This window comes from uncultured Pedobacter sp. (genome assembly GCF_913776295.1).
Classification (GTDB): Bacteria; Bacteroidota; Bacteroidia; order Sphingobacteriales; family Sphingobacteriaceae; genus Pedobacter.
This window is the reverse complement of sequence record NZ_CAJYOJ010000022.1, coordinates 42,555-60,170: the sequence shown is the minus strand read 5'-3', so window position 1 is coordinate 60,170 and position 17,616 is coordinate 42,555. Positions and strand designations below refer to the sequence as shown.

Here is a 17,616-nt window from a genome sequence, read left to right as displayed (position 1 = left end):
GTGCTTTAATCTTTAACCTTTCTGCTTTTTGCTTAATTTTGATTGGAATTAAAGCCGTTTTTGCGTTTAAAACATTATTTTTATAGTCTATGATCCGACAACCTGTAATCTTTTTTGATGGCATTTGTAATTTATGCAATTCGTCCGTACAGTTTGTCATCGCGCATGATCAAAAGAACCAATTCAAATTTTCGGCGTTACAAGGTGATTATGCCAAAGAAATCCTGCCAAAATTTAATGCAGATCCTGAAAAATTGAATACCATCCTGTTGCTGGAGGATGAAAAGCTCTATACCAAATCATCAGCGGCACTTCGCGTGGCCCGCAAACTGAATGGATTAATCCCCTTGCTTTATACATTTATTATCGTTCCCAAATTCATTCGCGACTGGGTTTACGACGGGATAGCTAAAAACCGTTACAAGTGGTGGGGAAAGCAGGAGAGTTGCTGGGTGCCAACGCCCGAATTGAAAAGTAAGTTTATTGCTTAATTTGATTGATCGTTTTTATTTCCACGCGGCGACCACAGCCACAGCGATAACACAATTAGTGGAATACAGATACTCAATGAAATGACAATCAGGATCGGGCGCTGTTTAACCACGTCTGCTTCCTGAGAAATAAAAACATACACGGCCTCTTTAATGGCAAATAGCGTGATGATGGTAGAGAGGACAGCAAATAGTTTACGCATAATTTTGTTTTGAATGCAAAGATTGCATAAATTTTTAGAAACAGGAAAGATGCTGGCCTAAATCAGCATGACTGAACAGTCAACAAAAAAAGTCAGCCGGATTAACCCGGGCTGACTTGTGTTTACCAAATATACAAAACTTACTCGGCTGTTTTAACCGAAGTTAAATTTTCTAATTCTTCTTCAGAGAATAAGCGATAATGGATTTTAAAGGTTTTTTGCATCGGAGTTTCCACAGAAAAACCACCTACGCCGAAACCATCGAGCACATCTAGCGTAAAGTGCGAAAATTTCCAGTATTCAAAAAGATCCCTGTCTACCCAAAATTCGCAGCCTTCTACTTCACCCAAACAAACATCACGCATCCGGAGGTAATAACCACCTTTTTCAAAACATTGTGGCTGAGTGCCTTCGCAACATCCGCCGGCCTGGTAAAACATGAGTTCACCATGCTTTTCTTTAAGTACTGCAATCAATTCTTTGGCTTTTTCTGTACTGTCTATTCGGGCTACCATGATGTTAATATTAATAATGGATTTTCAGAAGAAAAGATTTTTTAAGGTTGACGGTTAATGATCAGGTAGCTGATAGTCGTGGTGCTTATCGCATGTCTTTTAATTTGCAAGCCATTGTAATAAACGGATAGGCTATGAACTAACAAACCATCAACTATGATCTTGTGTACAATTTAATAAACCACCAACTATGATCCAATTAAAAGAAACCCAATTTGTTTTTATCGTAAGAAATCAGCATGTTTTTAGTCTGGCGGTAATGCCCAAGCATCATTTTATGGTTTTCCCTGCCTACACCTGATTGTTTGTAGCCGCCAAAAGGAGCGCCTGCAGGGTAAGCATGATATTGGTTCACCCACACCCGTCCTGCCTGGATAGCACGCGGTACCTGGTAAAGTTCATGGGCATCGCGCGTCCATACGCCTGCACCTAAACCATATAAGGTGTCGTTTGCAATTTCGATGGCTTCTTCAACGGTTTTAAAGGTCGTTAAGGCCAATACCGGACCGAAAATCTCCTCCTGGAAAATCCGCATTTTATTATGGCCTTTAAAAATGGTTGGCTTAATATAATAACCACTGCCCAAATCGCCAGGTAGTTCATTTACCCCTCCACCGGTTAATACTTCTGCACCCTCTTCTTTACCGAGTTTAATGTATTGTGCAATTTTTTCATATTGGATTTTCGAAGCCTGCGCTCCCATCATCACCGTTCTATCCAGCGGATTGCCAGTTTTTATGGCTTCGGTTCTTTCGATTACTTTGGCAATGAATTTTTCGTAAATATCTTCCTGAATTAGTAAACGCGAGGGACAGGTGCAGATTTCGCCCTGGTTTAAGGCAAACATCACCGCACCTTCTACTGCTTTATCTAAAAAGGCATCATCTTCTGCCATTACCGAGTTAAAAAAGATATTTGGCGATTTTCCACCAAGTTCCAGTGTAACGGGGATGATATTTTCAGTTGCATATTGCATCACCAATCTTCCGGTAGGGGTAGAACCGGTAAATGCCGCTTTAGAAATTTTAGGATTAGTAACCAATGCCCGGCCAAGTTCTGAACCGAAGCCATTTACCACATTAACCACACCCGGAGGAAGTAAATCACCAATCAGTTCCATTAAAACCATAATCGAAATGGGGGTGCTTTCTGCCGGTTTCAATACCACACAGTTGCCTGCGGCCAGGGCAGGAGCCAGTTTCCAGATACCCATTAACAGAGGAAAATTCCATGGGATTATTTGTGCCACTACGCCAATCGGCTCATGTACGATTAACGACACTGTATTTTGATCAAGTTCCGACAACGAACCCTCTTCTGCACGGATCACACCGGCAAAATACCTGAAATGATCTATACCAAGCGGTAAATCAGCAGCTAAAGTTTCCCTAACCGCTTTTCCGTTGTCGATGGTTTCGACAGTGGCCAGGTATTCGAGGTTATCCTCCATCCGTTGTGCAATCTTATTCAAGATGATGCTTCTTTCGGTAGAAGAGGTTTTGCTCCATGTTTTAAAGGCCTCATGCGCAGCATCAACGGCTAATTCTAAATCTTCTTTGGTAGAATGGGCCGCCCTGGTAAAAACTTTACCGTCAATGGGTGATATATTATCGAAATACGCACCTTTTACCGGCGCTACAAACTTCCCTCCGATATAGTTATCGTAGTGGGATTTGAAAGAAGGTTTCTCAATTAAATTTTCCATAATTATTATTGATGATTAAATTTTAAAAACCATTCTGAGCAGGTTTGACATAGAATTTTTAATGGTATGGCTCATCATGATTTTACGGTAATAAGATTTGGTTAATACAAACCTAAAGGCAAATGACCTGGTACAGATAGGATAATCGGATCAATCGATAGCATTATTGTTTCAGGTTTTGTAACCATTTTATAACGCTAGCTGCTTCACGGTTCAGCCAGTGGAAATAATATTATGTTGCCTGATAACAGGGTTTTCGAATGACTGATTTGAAAGTTAGAAATCATTATATTTGGTTATAGTAATTAAGTCTAACCAAATTATATCGGTTTATGCAACATACATTAAATCAGGTAAAACTCAGTACCACGGAAACTTTACAGACACTGGTTGAGAACAGGACCTCTTATACTTTGGAGCGTTGTGAATTAAATGTTTTCGAAACCTATACCCAATCTTATAAGGTTCCCCTTACTTTTAATGATTTTGTGATTACGAGTATGCTGAGAGGGAAAAAAGTAATGCACCTGTTTGATAAAGCGGGATTTGATTATTTTCCCGGGCAGACGGTTATTGTTCCTCCGTCGGTTACCATGGAAATTGATTTTCCGGAAGCTACCAATCAAAATCCTACGCAATGTATTGCCCTGGCTATTGATCAGGAACAGATCCAAAAAACGATTGCTTATTTAAACGAGTTTTTCCCAAAGGAGGGAAGTAATGAAAAGTGGTTATTGAATTATGATGAGTACCACTTTTACAACAATGAAGAAATTGCCTACCTCATTAATAAGGTCATCCGAATTTGTTCCGAACGTAGCAAGGAAAAAGATGTACTGGCCGATTTAACCTTGAAAGAATTGCTGGTGCGCATTATGCAGACTCAAAATCTTAAAACCATCAGCGACGAAGGTTATAACATCAATCAAAATCCATTGGCCTTTGTGCTGAATTACATTAAGGCTAACCTGAACGAAAAAATCAGCATCAATAGCCTGAGCGATAAGGCTTGTATGAGCAAGGCAACCTTTTATCGGTTATTTAAACGCGAATTGGGGATTAGTCCTAATGATTTTATCCTGGCTGAAAAAATTAACAAAGCCAAAACCTTGCTTACCCGGCCCGGTGCAAAAGTGGCTTCGATAAGTTATGAACTCGGTTTTAACGATGCGAATTATTTTATCAGGGCATTTAAAAAGATTGTGGGGATCACACCTGGCACTTATCAGGTACAGTTGGCAAAACAGATCATCCACTAATTTTCTAAATACCTTTTCGAGTAGGTAATGCCCATTAAATCATAGCGCTTAAACTGTTCTTTAAGCCGTTTCCGAAAATCCGGGTAATTTCGTTTTTCTTTCGGACTCCACAAAATTTCGCTCAGGGCATCTAACCTTGGGAAAAGCTGATATTGTACTTTAGCAGGAGTGGTGATGTATTCGGTCCATAAACAGCCCTGCGCACCCCAAATGTATTTTGCCTGTTCGGCATTTAATTCAGTAGGTATGGGTTCATAATTGTAAACATCAATCAGGGGCGAAAACTTATTTGCAGCCAGGCTATCTTCTTTTACGAACTGCCTATGGTTAAAATACATGGTATTTTCTGGCGTCATGATGGCTTTATGATTTTGCCTGGCCGCCTCAATGCCTCCTTTCTCTCCCTGCCAGCTCATTACCACGGCATTTGGTGCCAGGCCGCCCTGTAAAATTTCGTTCCACCCAATAATGGTTTTACCTTTGCTGTTTACAAATTTCTCCATCCTGCGGATAAAATAACTTTGCAGTTCACTCTCGGTTTTTAAACCATTGGATTTCATGATCCGTTGAGAAACAGCTGATTGTTTCCACCATACTTTAGAAGCTTCATCGCCACCAATGTGGATATATGGAGAGGGGAATAATTCCATTACCTCTGTTAAAACATTTTCTAAAAACTTAAAAGTAGTGTCGGAGGGCTGCAGTACATTGTTGTATTTGTTCATCATTCCCCAGGTTTCGGCAACTGTATATTTTTTGTTCGGTTCAGTACCTAATTCAGGATAGGCCGCCAATAAAGCCATGCTGTGTGCTGGCATTTCAATTTCGGGAATAATGGTGATGTAACGTTTAGCCGCATAATCCACCACTTCTTTAACCTGTTTCTGGGTATAAAAACCACCATGGCGTATGCCATCCGTTTTAATAACGGCATCTTTTGGCGTAATTTTAATTTCGTTAGGTAATACCTGATATTTAATATTTTCATTTCCCTTTCCCGGCCATAAGCCAACAATACTGCCATTGCGCCAGGCACCAACTTCGGTTAGTTTTGGATACTTTTTGATTTCAATCCGCCAGCCATGATCATCAGTTAAATGCCAGTGGAAATAGTTCATTTTATGCAGTGCTAAATAATCAATGTACTGTTTTACAAAGGCAACATCAAAAAAATGACGGCTTACATCGAGGTGCATGCCGCGGTAGTCGAAGCGGGGATAGTCGGTTATAGAAACCGCAGGAATTTGAAGTGGAAAGTGTTTTGAAGTTGGCAATAGCTGAATCAAGGTTTGGATACCTTGGAAGATGGCTGTGTCAGATCTACCGCCTATAATAATTGCTTTATTCGTAACCGTTAAGATGTATTCTTTTGGATTAGAAATTTTATCACTTAGTATCAAATTTATAGCGTTGGTTCGGTTTATATCCGGAATTCTAGTTGTTTTGAGTTTGAAGTTATAGTTTAAACTAAGATAGTTTTGTAGGAATTCTATCGATGCAGTGGCAGAAGAATCGTTTGAATATAATACAGTAGTGCTATCTATTTTAAATGGCAGCTCATTCGGATTGGTCTTCAATTGTACGGGCTGTGGGATAATATTAATTTCCTGTGCAGAAAGTTTAAACGAAATAACGGTCAGAAACAACAAGATAATTTTTCTCATAATGAAAAAGGCTGGGTTACAATTTCAAAAGTAGTGATAAAAGGAGAGATGTATGGAATAAGATAGCAGAACGGATTACTTATGTTACATAATAAAAAAACTCGTCATTGCGAGGAGACTTTTTCAGCCGACAGCCTGTCCCGACCTTTCGGGGAAGCAATCTTTCTTGCAGGAATCGCCAATATGAAAGATTGCTTCGTCGTACCTCCTCGCAATGACCACTTAAGTATCAGATCCGTGCACTCCGTGTTTCCGTGGCTACTTGGTATAGATTGTAGGATAAAAAAAATCCTGTGAGGTTTCAAAAACCTTACAGGATGGCGCAAAAAAAATCCCGATAACTTTCGCTATCGGGATTAAATATTCAGTTAAAAAGAACTAGCCTTTTTTAGCTTTGCTTTCTTCACCTTCTAATTGTGATTTCAATTGAGCCAATACGTCTAAGTCTCCTAAAGTAGATTTCTCTACAGAATCTTTAACTTTTTTAACCGCAGTTACAGCAGCTTTAGCTTCTTTTTTCTTAGCATTTCTTTCTTCTGCTACAGCCTCAGCTTTAACCTCTTCCCAGATACGGGCGTGAGATACTACGATACGTTTTGCTTCTTTGTTGAATTCAATGATTTTGAAGTCATTGGTTTCTTCAGCTTTAACTGAAGTACCATCTTCTTTAACCATGTGTTTAGTTGGTACGAAACCTTCTACACCATAAGGTAAAGCAATAACAGCACCTTTATCAGTTACTTTAACAACAGTACCCTGGTGAACCGAATCTAAAGTGAAAATCGTTTCGAAAGTATCCCAAGGGTTTTCTTCCAGTTGTTTGTGACCTAAGCTTAATTTACGGTTATCAACATCTAATTCTAAAACAACAACGTCTAATACATCACCAACTTTAGTAAATTCATTAGGGTGGTTAACTTTTTTAGACCATGATAAGTCAGAGATGTGGATTAAACCATCGATACCTTCTTCGATTTCAACAAATACACCGAAGTTAGTCATGTTTTTAACAGTTGCTTTGTGCTTGCTTCCAACCGGGAATTTAGCAGCAACTTCTTGCCATGGATCGTTAGATAATTGTTTAATACCTAAGCTCATTTTGCGCTCGTCTCTGTCTAAAGTTAATACTTCAGCTTCGATCTCGTCACCAACTTTTAAGAACTCTTGCGGGTTTCTTAAGTTTTGCGACCAGCTCATTTCCGAAACGTGGATTAAACCTTCAACACCTGGGATGATTTCTAAGAAAGCACCGTAATCTGCAACAGTTACGATTTTTCCTTTTACTTTTGAACCAACCTGAATGTCAGCACTTAAGTTTTCCCAAGGGTGTGGAGTTAATTGTTTCAAGCCTAAAGCGATACGTTTTTTCTCATCATCGAAATCTAAAACAACCACGTTGATTTTTTCATCTAATGATAATACTTCTTTTGGATGCTCTATGCGGCCCCAAGAAATGTCAGTAATGTGAAGTAAACCGTCAACACCGCCTAAATCGATGAACACACCGAAATCAGTAATGTTTTTAACAGTACCTTCCAATACCTGACCTTTTTCTAATTTAGAAACGATCTCTACTTTTTGGCTTTCCAAATCGTCTTCAATTAACACTTTATGAGAAACAACTACGTTTTTAAACTCATGGTTAATTTTAACAACTTTAAATTCCATTGTTTTACCCACGTATACATCGTAATCGCGGATAGGTTTAATATCAATTTGAGATCCTGGTAAGAAAGCCTCAACGCCCATGATATCAACAATCAAACCACCTTTTGTACGGCTCTTAACGAAACCGTTGATGATTCTGTCGTTCTCAAGCGCCTCATTGATTGCTTCCCATGATCTTTGGGTTTTTGCTCTTTTGCGTGAAAGGATCAATTGACCGTTAGCATCTTCTGGTGCCTCAACGAATACGTCAACTGAATCGCCGATTTTTAGATCTGGTGTATCACGGAATTCTGAAGTAGAAACCAAACCGTCTGATTTGAAACCTACGTTTAATACTACATCTTTGTTGTTGATTGAAACAACGATACCGCTGATAATTTCACCTTTAGTGATCTGGTTGAATGTTCCGGCATACATATCTTCAAACTTTTTACGGTCTGCTTCATTGTAGTTACCAAAAACTTTTTCATCTGCATCCCAGTCGAAATCTTCGCTTGGTGTTGCTAATGATGATTTGATCGATTCGATCGAAACTGAATCAGCTTCTGATTCAATAGTTTCTTTTTCAGTCAGGCGTCCGCCTTCTCCCTGAAGTTCAGCTGTTTTTGCTGCTAATTCTTTTTCTGCTACTTGTTTTTTAGCCATTAATTAATTGTCTCCTTTTTTCCCTATTTAGGGAATGCAAAGGTAAAAATATTTTAATTAATAGAAAAGATTTTTTTAATAAATCTTGCTGATTTTTAGCTGATTATAATTTATCGGTCCGTGATCCTGAATTTATTTCTGGATCTGCTACTAGGGAATTACAAGGTTTGAATTGATTTTTCATCCTTATTAGTAAATGAACATTCCGCATTTCATCGGAATCAGCAGTCCCGCTATCGCTTATAGTCCTCGCTGCACTCCGGGCTATTCCGCTCTATCAGGTTTATAAATAAGGGGGTGTGCACAAACACCTACCAAACGTTCCTACGGAACGAAACACAAATAACATCGGTTATTTGCTACCTGGCAAGCATCCCGATGGGACGGCTTGTAAAGTTTGCCGGTTTGTCTTCTATTGCAAATCGCCCAATTAGGCCGCAACTGGTGATTTGTTAAGAATAATCGTCCCGGCGAGGTGAATTATCGGTAGAAAAAAAATGTACATTTTTTCATTCCCGAGGAACATTTGGTGATCCCTGATTTATCTCTTCGTAAAAGTCCCCCTGGTAAAACCTTCTCCAATTAATGTTTTTTCATCCCTTATTAAAAGCATAATGGTGTTTTGCTGGTCGTACAATTTAATCATATCGCCATCAATCACGTATTTAGAGGTGAAAACAGAGTCGGTATAGGCATCGGTAACGGTCACAGAATCTTTTGATTTGAAATTAAATGATTTGTACTGTATATCTTCATTGCTGGCAAAGGTACCTGTTACCACTTTTGCCTGTATAAAGGTGATATAACAGAAATACCCGATGACCAGAATCACAATTACCGAAAACCCGATCAAAAACTTATTGCCGCTGGCATATTTAATCGAAAAGTATAATATGGTAATCAGTATCAGCGCTACTACGGCAAAAAAGATGATGTTTGTGTAATCTTGTTTTTCCTGGGGTACGGATGCTGTGACGTTCTTTTTTTCGACTTTCGCTTTTACAGGCGAAATCCTGACCAAAAATTCTTTGCTTACCCATCCTTCGCCATTGGTTACTTTTATTTTATAAAAGCTGGTATTAGAAGAATCGATAACGGCAACATTTTCATTTTTAGGTAGATATCCCACAATTTTACTTTTCGGATCAGCTTGTTGCCTAACCCTTAAATCGTCGGCAGTTACCCGATACATGTCAGTGTTTGCTGCCGTTTGGGAAGCAGCAGCATCAGGCTGTGTATTAGTTGTCTGTGGACTTGTAGGGCTGGCTGCCGGAGCAATTTTTTCAACGAAATCTTTGCTTACCCAGCCTTCGCGGTTTTTAAACTTTACTTTGTAAAACCTGGTGTCGCTGGCATCTAAAACCGTAATCTTCTCATTTTGAGCTATATTTCCAACAATCTTACTATTTGGATTGCTGCTTTCTCTAACACGCAATTGATCGGCCTTAACACGATACTGATCTTGTGCGTTTAATCGGTTAGCAAAAATAGAAAGCGCAATGAGGAGGAAGAAAATTCTAGTCATAAATATAAGTTTCTGCGAACAGTTTAATCAGTAATCGCAAACACGCTATAAGCAAACACCGTGCTAAGTGTTTCAAAATTAGAAAATACTTTCAATAGGTAAGGATAAGTTTGAAAAAAGGGATTATCTTTCTTCAAATACATCTTTTGTACAGGCGGATGTTCACTTATAAAAAGGTAAGCTAATTACCAGCTTCCCCCAGTGCCACCACCGCTGCTACTTCCACCGCCCCAGCTGCTTGATGATGAAGATGATGAACTGCCAGATGAAGAAGAACCGGAGGAAGAACTCGATTTAACCAACATGGCCAGGGTCATCCATTTTACAAATTCTGTTTTTTTACAAAAGCTACATTCGTTTATTATTTTTGCCTGCCCCTCATGATTATAGGTAGCTTTTTTAGTAATTACCTTTTTGTTGACCTGGTAGGTGCGGAAATAACAGTCAGGACATTCAGTATAGCTGTTGTAAGCCTCGGCAGGCCAAGCTTTAACGATGTGTTCTTTATGATCAACGCTTTCCCAGATATCATAATCGTATGTTTTTACTATCTCCTCTCTACGCTGGCCCTTCGTTAAAAATGGTTCACCCTCAATATTGATATCCCTGTCCAAACGCACCATTTCCCGTCCCTTACTATCCAGTACAGCTTTAAAACGACTCATATTCTTAGCCCTTTTAAATAAATACATTAGGATACTGATTAAAATGAGGGGTGAGAAGACAATCAGCCAAAAGTTCTTTTTATGAAAACTACCTACCGAATTAAAAAAGTTTTGATCGTCATTATGGACGCTTCGTAATGCCGAAATGTGGAAAAGGTATCTGCCGAAAAGTCCAATTGCCAAAATAACATACAAAATAACAGGGATATTTTGTGGTCTTATTTTTTCAACTAATCCAAAGCCTCCAAAAAAGATAAATATAAAAACAACTACAAACGTGACCATCATAGCCACCGCACAGCCTTTTCCTACCTTTTCATATTGGAAGCCCTCTGATTGAGGTTTGTCTTTTAATGCGTTTTTAGCCTGCCGGTCTACCATTTTAAATGCCCCCCAAAAAAGCAGTATAATGATCCCGGTAGGTAGCAGGAAATTTTCAAAATCACTATCTCTTTTTTTCTGCGTGAACAATTGGTTCAGCTCCGATTTGTTTTCGGGATTTAAAATAATCTCTCCAATGGCATTGATAGTGTTTGTAATGCCTGTGGCAAAATCATTTTTTCTAAAAGCGGGCAACAGTTGCTGCTCGGCAATATGTTTAAGTTTTACGTCAGGCAAAACACCTTCTGCACCAGTACCGGTAATAAACCTGTAATTTCGCCGCGTCTTCGAAATAAATAATAACAAGCCATTATTGCTGGTTTTTGAGCCTACTCCCCAGGTATTGAACAGTTCGTATGCAAAGTCGAAATCTTCCTGCTCATGGGCAAAATCGTTAACCACCACTACCGCCACCTGAACATGGGTTTTAAGCTCAAAGTCGGCAATGGTATTGTTCAGTTGGCCAACTGCTCCCGCACCTAAAATGTTATCGGGATCGCTAACATAGCCACCCCCATTTTTTTTTGGATCGGGAATATCTTTTACTTGATAGGCCGTTTGTGCAATAACAAAATTACCTAAAAAAAGGAAAATGAAGAGGGTAAGCGGTTTGATTAAATGTTTTGTGAGCATCGTAAACTTTTATAGCTTCATCATTTAACAAACGGTTGCCATTATGGTTTACTCCTTTAATATTTTAGCCAATACCTTATCCAATTTCGCTTTGTCTTTCATGTATGGTGCCAAATCGTACAGCTGTACCGTTTTAAATTCAATTGGATGACTCTCACTTTGAAGGGAGATATAACCTGAAGTGAGCGGTTTACCATCAATTTTAACTTTGGGGTCAAAATTCGAAACATTGCCGCCGCCAATTTGAGGTTTGGTATATTCTAAAACAACTTCGCCTGCTATAATGTGTTTAATCACGGAATCACCTAAGACTAAAAATTCTGCAGTTACCCATTGGTCGCCAGCATAGGTTTTAGATTTAGAATCCAAGCAGTGTGGGGTAAATAATTTACCATTATAGTTAATCAGCGTTCCGGGTGTGCATACATTACTAGTATGGCGTTCATGTTCGCCATCTCCGCCTAAAATCTGCCCTTCGATAGAGATTGGGAAATCCTGGTCTTTTAACATCGTTGCCGGATCCTGGCAGTGCAGCATGGCGCCGCTGTTGCGGGTTGCCCAACCTTCGCCACCTTTAGCCTGCTCGCCCACAAAACGATAGGTTACTTTTAAAAGATAGGCTGAAAAAGGTTTTTTATAGAAAATGTGCCCGTATTGCTGGTCAAATTCATTGTAGCCATCATAACTTACTTTCATTATACCATTTTCTACGCGGAAAGTATTGGCATAATTCTCTTTGTATTCGTGTTTGGAAATTTTAATGTTCCAGTCTTTTAAATCTTTTCCATTAAAGAGATTGATCCAGCCTTTTTGGGCATTTGCATTTAAAATAAAGAAGGATAGAAATAATGCAGTAAGGTAAACTGATTTTAATTTCATAGCAACAGTTGGTTTTGGTGCTAAAAATATAAATTTTTTTCTGAAGTTAAAGTTTGATGGATAGCTTTGGGCAGGGATTTAAGTAATCCGAATATCTGCGAAATAAAATTTATCCCGATAGATCTCTCCCCGCCTGTACGGGCAGGCATTACGCTTCGCTAGTCGAGATGCCGATGATTCTTTCAGAATTTGTCAATGTTAATCGTCTATGAACCTATGACCAATGAACTAATGAACTAATGAACTACTGACCAGTGAACTACTGACTAATGAACTAAAAAAGGATTTACTTTCTCCATCGCAAAATCCAATTGTTCTTGCGGTGTCAGATCGGTATTGTCTAAAATAATGGCGTCATCGGCCCTAACCAACGGACTTTCTTTTCGGGTAGTATCTGCATAATCGCGGTGGGCGAGGTTTTCAAAAACTTCTTCTAAAGTAGTTTCGTTATTGCCTTTGCTCTCCAGTTCTTTAAACCTGCGTTCAGCCCTGATTTTGGGGTCGGCTGTCATGAAGAATTTTACAGGTGCATATGGAAAAACGGTGGTGCCGATATCCCGGCCATCCATGACGATGTTCTTCGATTTTCCCATGCGTTGTTGTTGTTTCACCATTTCATGGCGAACAATTTTATGCGCAGAAACCTCGCTTACATTTTCAGAAACCGGCATTAAGCGGATTTCATCTGAAACTTCTTCACCGTTAAGGGTAATATGCGATTCATAATCGCGCGAATGGAAATTCAGTTCAATGTGCTGCAAAGCATCTTCAACCTGGGTATCATTACTTACATCTATGCTGTTGCGCAAAAAATATAGGGTAACGGCACGATACATGGCCCCGCTATCTACATAAATGAAACCTAATTTTTTAGCCAATGCTTTCGCTAATGTACTTTTTCCGCAAGATGAATAGCCATCAATAGCTATAACCAAGTTTTTCTTCATTCTGCTACAAAGGTAAAAAAAGCCGATGGGTTTGCTAACTTTTTTTAGATCGATATTCTTTATATTTTTGCCTTATGTTACCTAGCAGAGAAGAAATTTTACGATCAGCCATTTTTAAAACGTCACGTAGTGGGGGGAAAGGCGGCCAGCATGTAAATAAGGTTTCGAGTAAGGTAGAACTGGTTTTTGATATAGAAAACTTTGTGTATTTTACTGATGAGGACAAAGCGCTGCTAAGAGTAAAATTGCAAGGCAGCCTGGATAACGAAGGTTTGCTGCATATCGTTTCGCAGGAGGATAGGAGCCAGCTGCTCAATAAGGAAAAGACCATTGTTAAATTGATTGATCTGCTCAAAAAAGCATTGAGGGTTCAGAAAAAAAGAAAACCGACCAAAATTCCTAAAGGCGTTATCGAAAAGAGATTAAAAAATAAGGCCTTAACAGCTGAGAAGAAGAAAAACCGGAGAATTATAGGTGTTTAATTGTTAAAAAAGATTTTTCATCGCTCGACATTTGAAGGATCTACAATGTCAGATAGCAATATCTGACATCACAAAAAAGAATCGTCATCCTGATCCGATAATCATCGGATTTATTTCAGGGTTTATACCGAGATGCTAAAGTATGGTGATATATCTGTAAATAGCTAGCGATAAAACAGTTCACCTAAATCTTTCCAAATCTATAATACAAACTCAAGCCACCATAATTTTGTGCTTTGGCCACACTTTTAACTTCTTTTGTTTTAAATATTACATTAAAATCAGCTGTAAACCTTTTTGAGCTGTAATTCACCCCAAACTGTTGTTCAAAAACGATCGGTTTTACACCAAACGTAACAGGGCTATCATTGTTGAAAAGACTGCCCTGTATCGTGGCATCGTAAGCAACAAAATTGAGCTGCGGTTTTACATAAAAGAAAAATTCGGAATTATTTAAGCTTTTTGTTTTCGAATTTCCGATTACTGCATGATGGTAAGCACTATTGAACAATTGATTGATTTTACCGGCTCTAAAAAGCAGTGACGTACCCAAACCTGAAAAAGTGGTACCTAAATTGGCATAACCCTGCGCACTGATATCCACGATTGGATCTTCAGGTCTAAAAATTAATTTGCTGTAGTTGGCAGCCAGATTGACGGCCAGCTCATTTTTGATCTGATAATCCCAACCTGCTGGTGTATAAAAGCCAACTGTTTTATGAAGAAAACGTTGCGCATCCTGGGCAAGTGAGTTAGGCCCAACTGTACCTAATTCTACACTCGTTTTTAAAACACTTTCATCTTTATAAAAAACCGAGTATGCACCACCCAGGTAAAGGTAACCTGCAAAAGGTCTGTCCTGATCTTCTTTTTTCGGTACCTGGCCCCAATATGGGGTATACATTTTTTGTCCGGCAGAAATTTCGTAGGTTTTCTTTTCGATCTTATCTGATAACTTTTCGGTGTTAAGTGCTCTTCTGAAATAAATAAATAAGCCGTTGGTATAATAACGATCATTTAAAGTAGCCAGGTAAGCATCATTTTCGGTTTTAAAACCGAATTCGTTTTTAAAAGACTGGGCAAAACCAGTAGATACGGCCAAAGAAAAAACCAGTGCGAATAAAAGTGATTTCATAAAAAAGTCCCGATCATTACCGGGACTATAAAAGTATTTATTGTAAATGAATTTTTGATTGTTCTCTGTTAAAAGATTATAAATTAGTTTACAATTGGTGCAATTTTAATACTTAAATCTAAAGGTTTTTTTACTTTGTTTTTAGTCAATGCCAATTCAATCACTTCGCTCATTTCAGTTACATAATGGAAAGTTAAATCTTTAATATAACTTTCTTTAATCTCTAAAATATCTTTACGATTGCTTCTGCAAAGGATAATTTCTTTAATGTTAGCCCTTTTGGCGGCCAGTATTTTTTCTTTAATGCCACCTACCGGAAGCACTTTTCCGCGCAAAGTAATCTCGCCGGTCATGGCTAAATGCTGTTTTACCTTACGTTGGGTAAAGGCTGAAGTTAACGCCGTTAACATCGTTATTCCGGCCGATGGACCATCTTTAGGCGTAGCACCTGCCGGAACGTGTACGTGTACATCCCAATTATCGAACAAAGTATAATCGATGCCAAATTCTGCAGCATGTGCGCGTAAGTAAGCCAGTGCAATCACCGCTGATTCTTTCATTACATCGCCCAGGTTACCTGTTAAGGATAATTTTCCTTTTCCAGGACTTAAACTCGATTCGATGAATAAAATATCTCCACCAACACTTGTCCAGGCTAAACCCGTTACAACTCCGGCTACTTCATTGCCTTCGTACAAATCCTTGTCGTAAATAGGAGCACCTAAAATACGCTCCACATCATCATTGTCCAGATTTACGTTGTAGGTTTCTTCCATAGCAATTTTTGTAGCTACGCCACGTACTAAAGAGCCTATTTTTTTCTCTAAACCACGTACACCCGATTCCCGGGTATAATCTTCAATTACTTTTTCAATCAGGGCAGGTTTAATGGAAATATCTTTGGTCTGCAAGCCATGATTTTCTTTCTGTTTTGGCAACAGGTATTTTTTGGCAATCTCTATTTTTTCTTCAATGGTATATCCATTCACCTCAATAATCTCCATACGATCTAACAAAGCAGGCTGTATGGTGCTCAAAGAGTTTGCTGTAGCAATAAAGAGGATGTTCGACAAATCATAATCCACTTCTACATAGTGATCGTAAAAAGCATTGTTTTGTTCGGGGTCTAAAACCTCCAGCAAGGCTGATGATGGATCGCCCCGGTGATCCGTACCTACTTTATCAATCTCATCCAGCACGAAAACAGGATTATCTGCTCCGGCCTTTTTAATAGATGAAATGATACGGCCCGGCATCGCACCAATATAGGTTTTGCGGTGGCCGCGGATTTCTGCTTCATCGCGGATGCCGCCTAAAGCCATGCGCACATATTTACGGCCTAATGCTTTTGCAATCGATTTTCCCAAAGATGTTTTACCCACCCCCGGAGGGCCAACCAAACACAAAATAGGCGCTTTCATATTGCGTTTTAGTTTTAGTACAGCCAGGTATTCGATAATACGCTGCTTTACTTTTTCTAAACCAAAATGGTCTTTATCTAAAATGCGCTGTGCTCTTTTTAGGTCGAAATTATCCTTTGTAAACTCGTTCCAGGGTAAATCCAAAAGTAATTCCAGGTAGTTTAACTGTACCGAATAATCAGGTGCGGCAGGATTCATTCTACCTAGTTTATCGATTTCTTTATCAAAATGATCGGCAACGGCCTGCGTCCATTTTTTCTTTTTAGCCCTTTCCTGTAATGCGTCGAATTCTAAATCGGCAGCATTACCGCCAAGTTCTTCCTGGATGGTTTTTAGCTGTTGATTTAAAAAATAATCGCGTTGCTGTTTATCTAAATCGGTACGTACTTTTGATTGGATCTGATTTCTCAGTTCAAGCATCTGCAGTTCTACCATCAAGAGTTCCATTACCTTTTGCGCTCTTTCCTGCAATTTATCCATTTCAAGGATTTTTTGCTTATCAGCCATTTCGGCATTCATATTTGATGAAATGAAATTGATCAAAAATGAATTGCTTTCAATGTTCTTCAGTGCAATACTGGCTTCGCTCGGGATATTTGGTGAAAGCTGGATAATCTGCGCAGACATCTCTCGAATAGAAGCAATCAGGGCTTTAAATTCTTTATCTGCCTTATGTTTTTGCTCTACAAATTTTTTAACAACTGCTTTGATATAAGGTTCGTTCTGTACTTCTTCAATCAAACTGAAACGTTGTTTACCCTGAATAATGACTGTCGTGTTTCCATCCGGCATCTGCAACAGTTTAATAATATTGGCCACAGTACCCACAGTGTTAAGCTGCTCAAAAGTAGGATCTTCAATAGAAACGTCTTTTTGAGAAACCACGCCAATGATCTTGTTTCCTTTGTAAGCTTCCTTAATCAACTTAATCGATTTGTCTCTTCCCACGGTAATCGGAATAACGACTCCTGGAAATAAAACGGTATTTCGCAAAGGCAATATGGCCAGGGTTTCCGGCGTTTCCTCATTGTTCATTTCCTCTTCATCCTGTTGAGACATTAAGGGAAAAAACTCGGTATCTTCATTTATGATTGGCATTGCTGTTTGGAAATCAAATATATCTTGTTTACTCATTATCACATTTTCCGCTAACGACAAACTGGCAGTTTAGTCGTATTTAATTTGTTTAATTTTAGTATTCTTTTTACAAATTCAACTCTTGTGCCAAAATGAAAATAATATTAATCATATGTTAAAAAGGCAGAGTAATATAAATATTTTTGCCCATATCATATAAAGTATTTTTTAGCGTTTAAGCTAGTGTTTAGGGCAAATGGTTTTTAATGAAAGAAAATTAAAAACTTTTAAATTATCAGAATAGGATTATATTGCAAAAAA

At 38.7% G+C, this 17,616-nt stretch carries 14 protein-coding genes; 3 read left to right on the top strand and 11 right to left on the bottom strand.

Going from position 1 to position 17,616, the window contains the following annotated elements; translation table 11 throughout:
- Positions 1 to 89 precede the first annotated feature (89 nt).
- The gene (locus QZ738_RS04670) at positions 90 to 491 is read left to right on the top strand and encodes a thiol-disulfide oxidoreductase DCC family protein (protein WP_293785146.1); all 402 of its coding nucleotides are present in this window, start codon (positions 90 to 92) and stop codon (positions 489 to 491) included.
- Here QZ738_RS04670 and QZ738_RS04665 read toward each other — a convergent pair.
- The 3 genes from QZ738_RS04665 to QZ738_RS04655 form a co-directional block, all read right to left on the bottom strand.
- Positions 488 to 694, bottom strand: coding sequence for a hypothetical protein (locus QZ738_RS04665; protein ID WP_293785144.1), 207 nt, complete (start codon positions 692 to 694; stop codon positions 488 to 490). The genes QZ738_RS04670 and QZ738_RS04665 overlap by 4 nt on opposite strands.
- Before the next feature lie 140 nt (positions 695 to 834).
- Positions 835 to 1,209 carry a DUF779 domain-containing protein gene (locus QZ738_RS04660; protein WP_293785142.1) on the bottom strand — a complete coding sequence of 125 codons (375 nt, stop codon included), beginning with the start codon at positions 1,207 to 1,209 and terminating at the stop codon, positions 835 to 837.
- A 199-nt stretch (positions 1,210 to 1,408) separates the two neighbouring features.
- Positions 1,409 to 2,914, bottom strand: a complete 1,506-nt coding sequence (locus tag QZ738_RS04655) for an aldehyde dehydrogenase family protein (RefSeq protein WP_293785140.1) — start codon at positions 2,912 to 2,914, stop codon at positions 1,409 to 1,411.
- 332 nt (positions 2,915 to 3,246) lie between these two features.
- On the opposite strand from QZ738_RS04655, the gene QZ738_RS04650 reads away from it, so the two are divergent.
- Positions 3,247 to 4,173: an AraC family transcriptional regulator gene (locus QZ738_RS04650; protein WP_293785138.1), complete on the top strand. Its 927-nt coding sequence runs from the start codon at positions 3,247 to 3,249 to the stop codon at positions 4,171 to 4,173.
- On the opposite strand, the gene QZ738_RS04645 is transcribed toward QZ738_RS04650, so the two are convergent.
- From QZ738_RS04645 to cmk, 6 genes are all read right to left on the bottom strand, one after another.
- Entirely contained in the window at positions 4,170 to 5,837 is a 1,668-nt protein-coding gene (locus QZ738_RS04645; protein ID WP_293785136.1) for a beta-N-acetylhexosaminidase, read from the bottom strand. The genes QZ738_RS04650 and QZ738_RS04645 overlap by 4 nt on opposite strands.
- Before the next feature lie 378 nt (positions 5,838 to 6,215).
- Complete coding sequence (rpsA, locus tag QZ738_RS04640; protein WP_039482263.1) at positions 6,216 to 8,150, bottom strand: 30S ribosomal protein S1; 1,935 nt, start codon at positions 8,148 to 8,150, stop codon at positions 6,216 to 6,218.
- Between the two features lie 541 nt (positions 8,151 to 8,691).
- Entirely contained in the window at positions 8,692 to 9,675 is a 984-nt protein-coding gene (locus QZ738_RS04635) for an SH3 domain-containing protein (protein ID WP_293785131.1), read from the bottom strand.
- A 185-nt stretch (positions 9,676 to 9,860) separates the two neighbouring features.
- A complete protein-coding gene (locus tag QZ738_RS04630; protein WP_293785129.1) occupies positions 9,861 to 11,354 on the bottom strand; it encodes a YgcG family protein in 1,494 nt (497 codons plus the stop codon).
- A gap of 48 nt (positions 11,355 to 11,402) precedes the next feature.
- The gene (locus QZ738_RS04625) at positions 11,403 to 12,233 is read right to left on the bottom strand and encodes a DUF1080 domain-containing protein (protein ID WP_293785127.1); all 831 of its coding nucleotides are present in this window, start codon (positions 12,231 to 12,233) and stop codon (positions 11,403 to 11,405) included.
- A gap of 266 nt (positions 12,234 to 12,499) precedes the next feature.
- Positions 12,500 to 13,180: a (d)CMP kinase gene (gene cmk / locus QZ738_RS04620; protein WP_293785125.1), complete on the bottom strand. Its 681-nt coding sequence runs from the start codon at positions 13,178 to 13,180 to the stop codon at positions 12,500 to 12,502.
- A gap of 74 nt (positions 13,181 to 13,254) precedes the next feature.
- On the opposite strand from cmk, the gene arfB reads away from it, so the two are divergent.
- The gene (gene arfB / locus QZ738_RS04615; RefSeq protein WP_293785123.1) at positions 13,255 to 13,662 is read left to right on the top strand and encodes an alternative ribosome rescue aminoacyl-tRNA hydrolase ArfB; all 408 of its coding nucleotides are present in this window, start codon (positions 13,255 to 13,257) and stop codon (positions 13,660 to 13,662) included.
- Between the two features lie 184 nt (positions 13,663 to 13,846).
- Here arfB and QZ738_RS04610 read toward each other — a convergent pair whose 3' ends face one another.
- Positions 13,847 to 14,797 (bottom strand): lipid A deacylase LpxR family protein, encoded by a 951-nt coding sequence (locus QZ738_RS04610; protein WP_293785121.1) that lies wholly within the window; start codon positions 14,795 to 14,797, stop codon positions 13,847 to 13,849.
- An 83-nt stretch (positions 14,798 to 14,880) separates the two neighbouring features.
- Positions 14,881 to 17,352 (bottom strand): endopeptidase La, encoded by a 2,472-nt coding sequence (gene lon / locus QZ738_RS04605; protein ID WP_293785119.1) that lies wholly within the window; start codon positions 17,350 to 17,352, stop codon positions 14,881 to 14,883.
- Between the last annotated feature and the right edge of the window lie 264 nt (positions 17,353 to 17,616).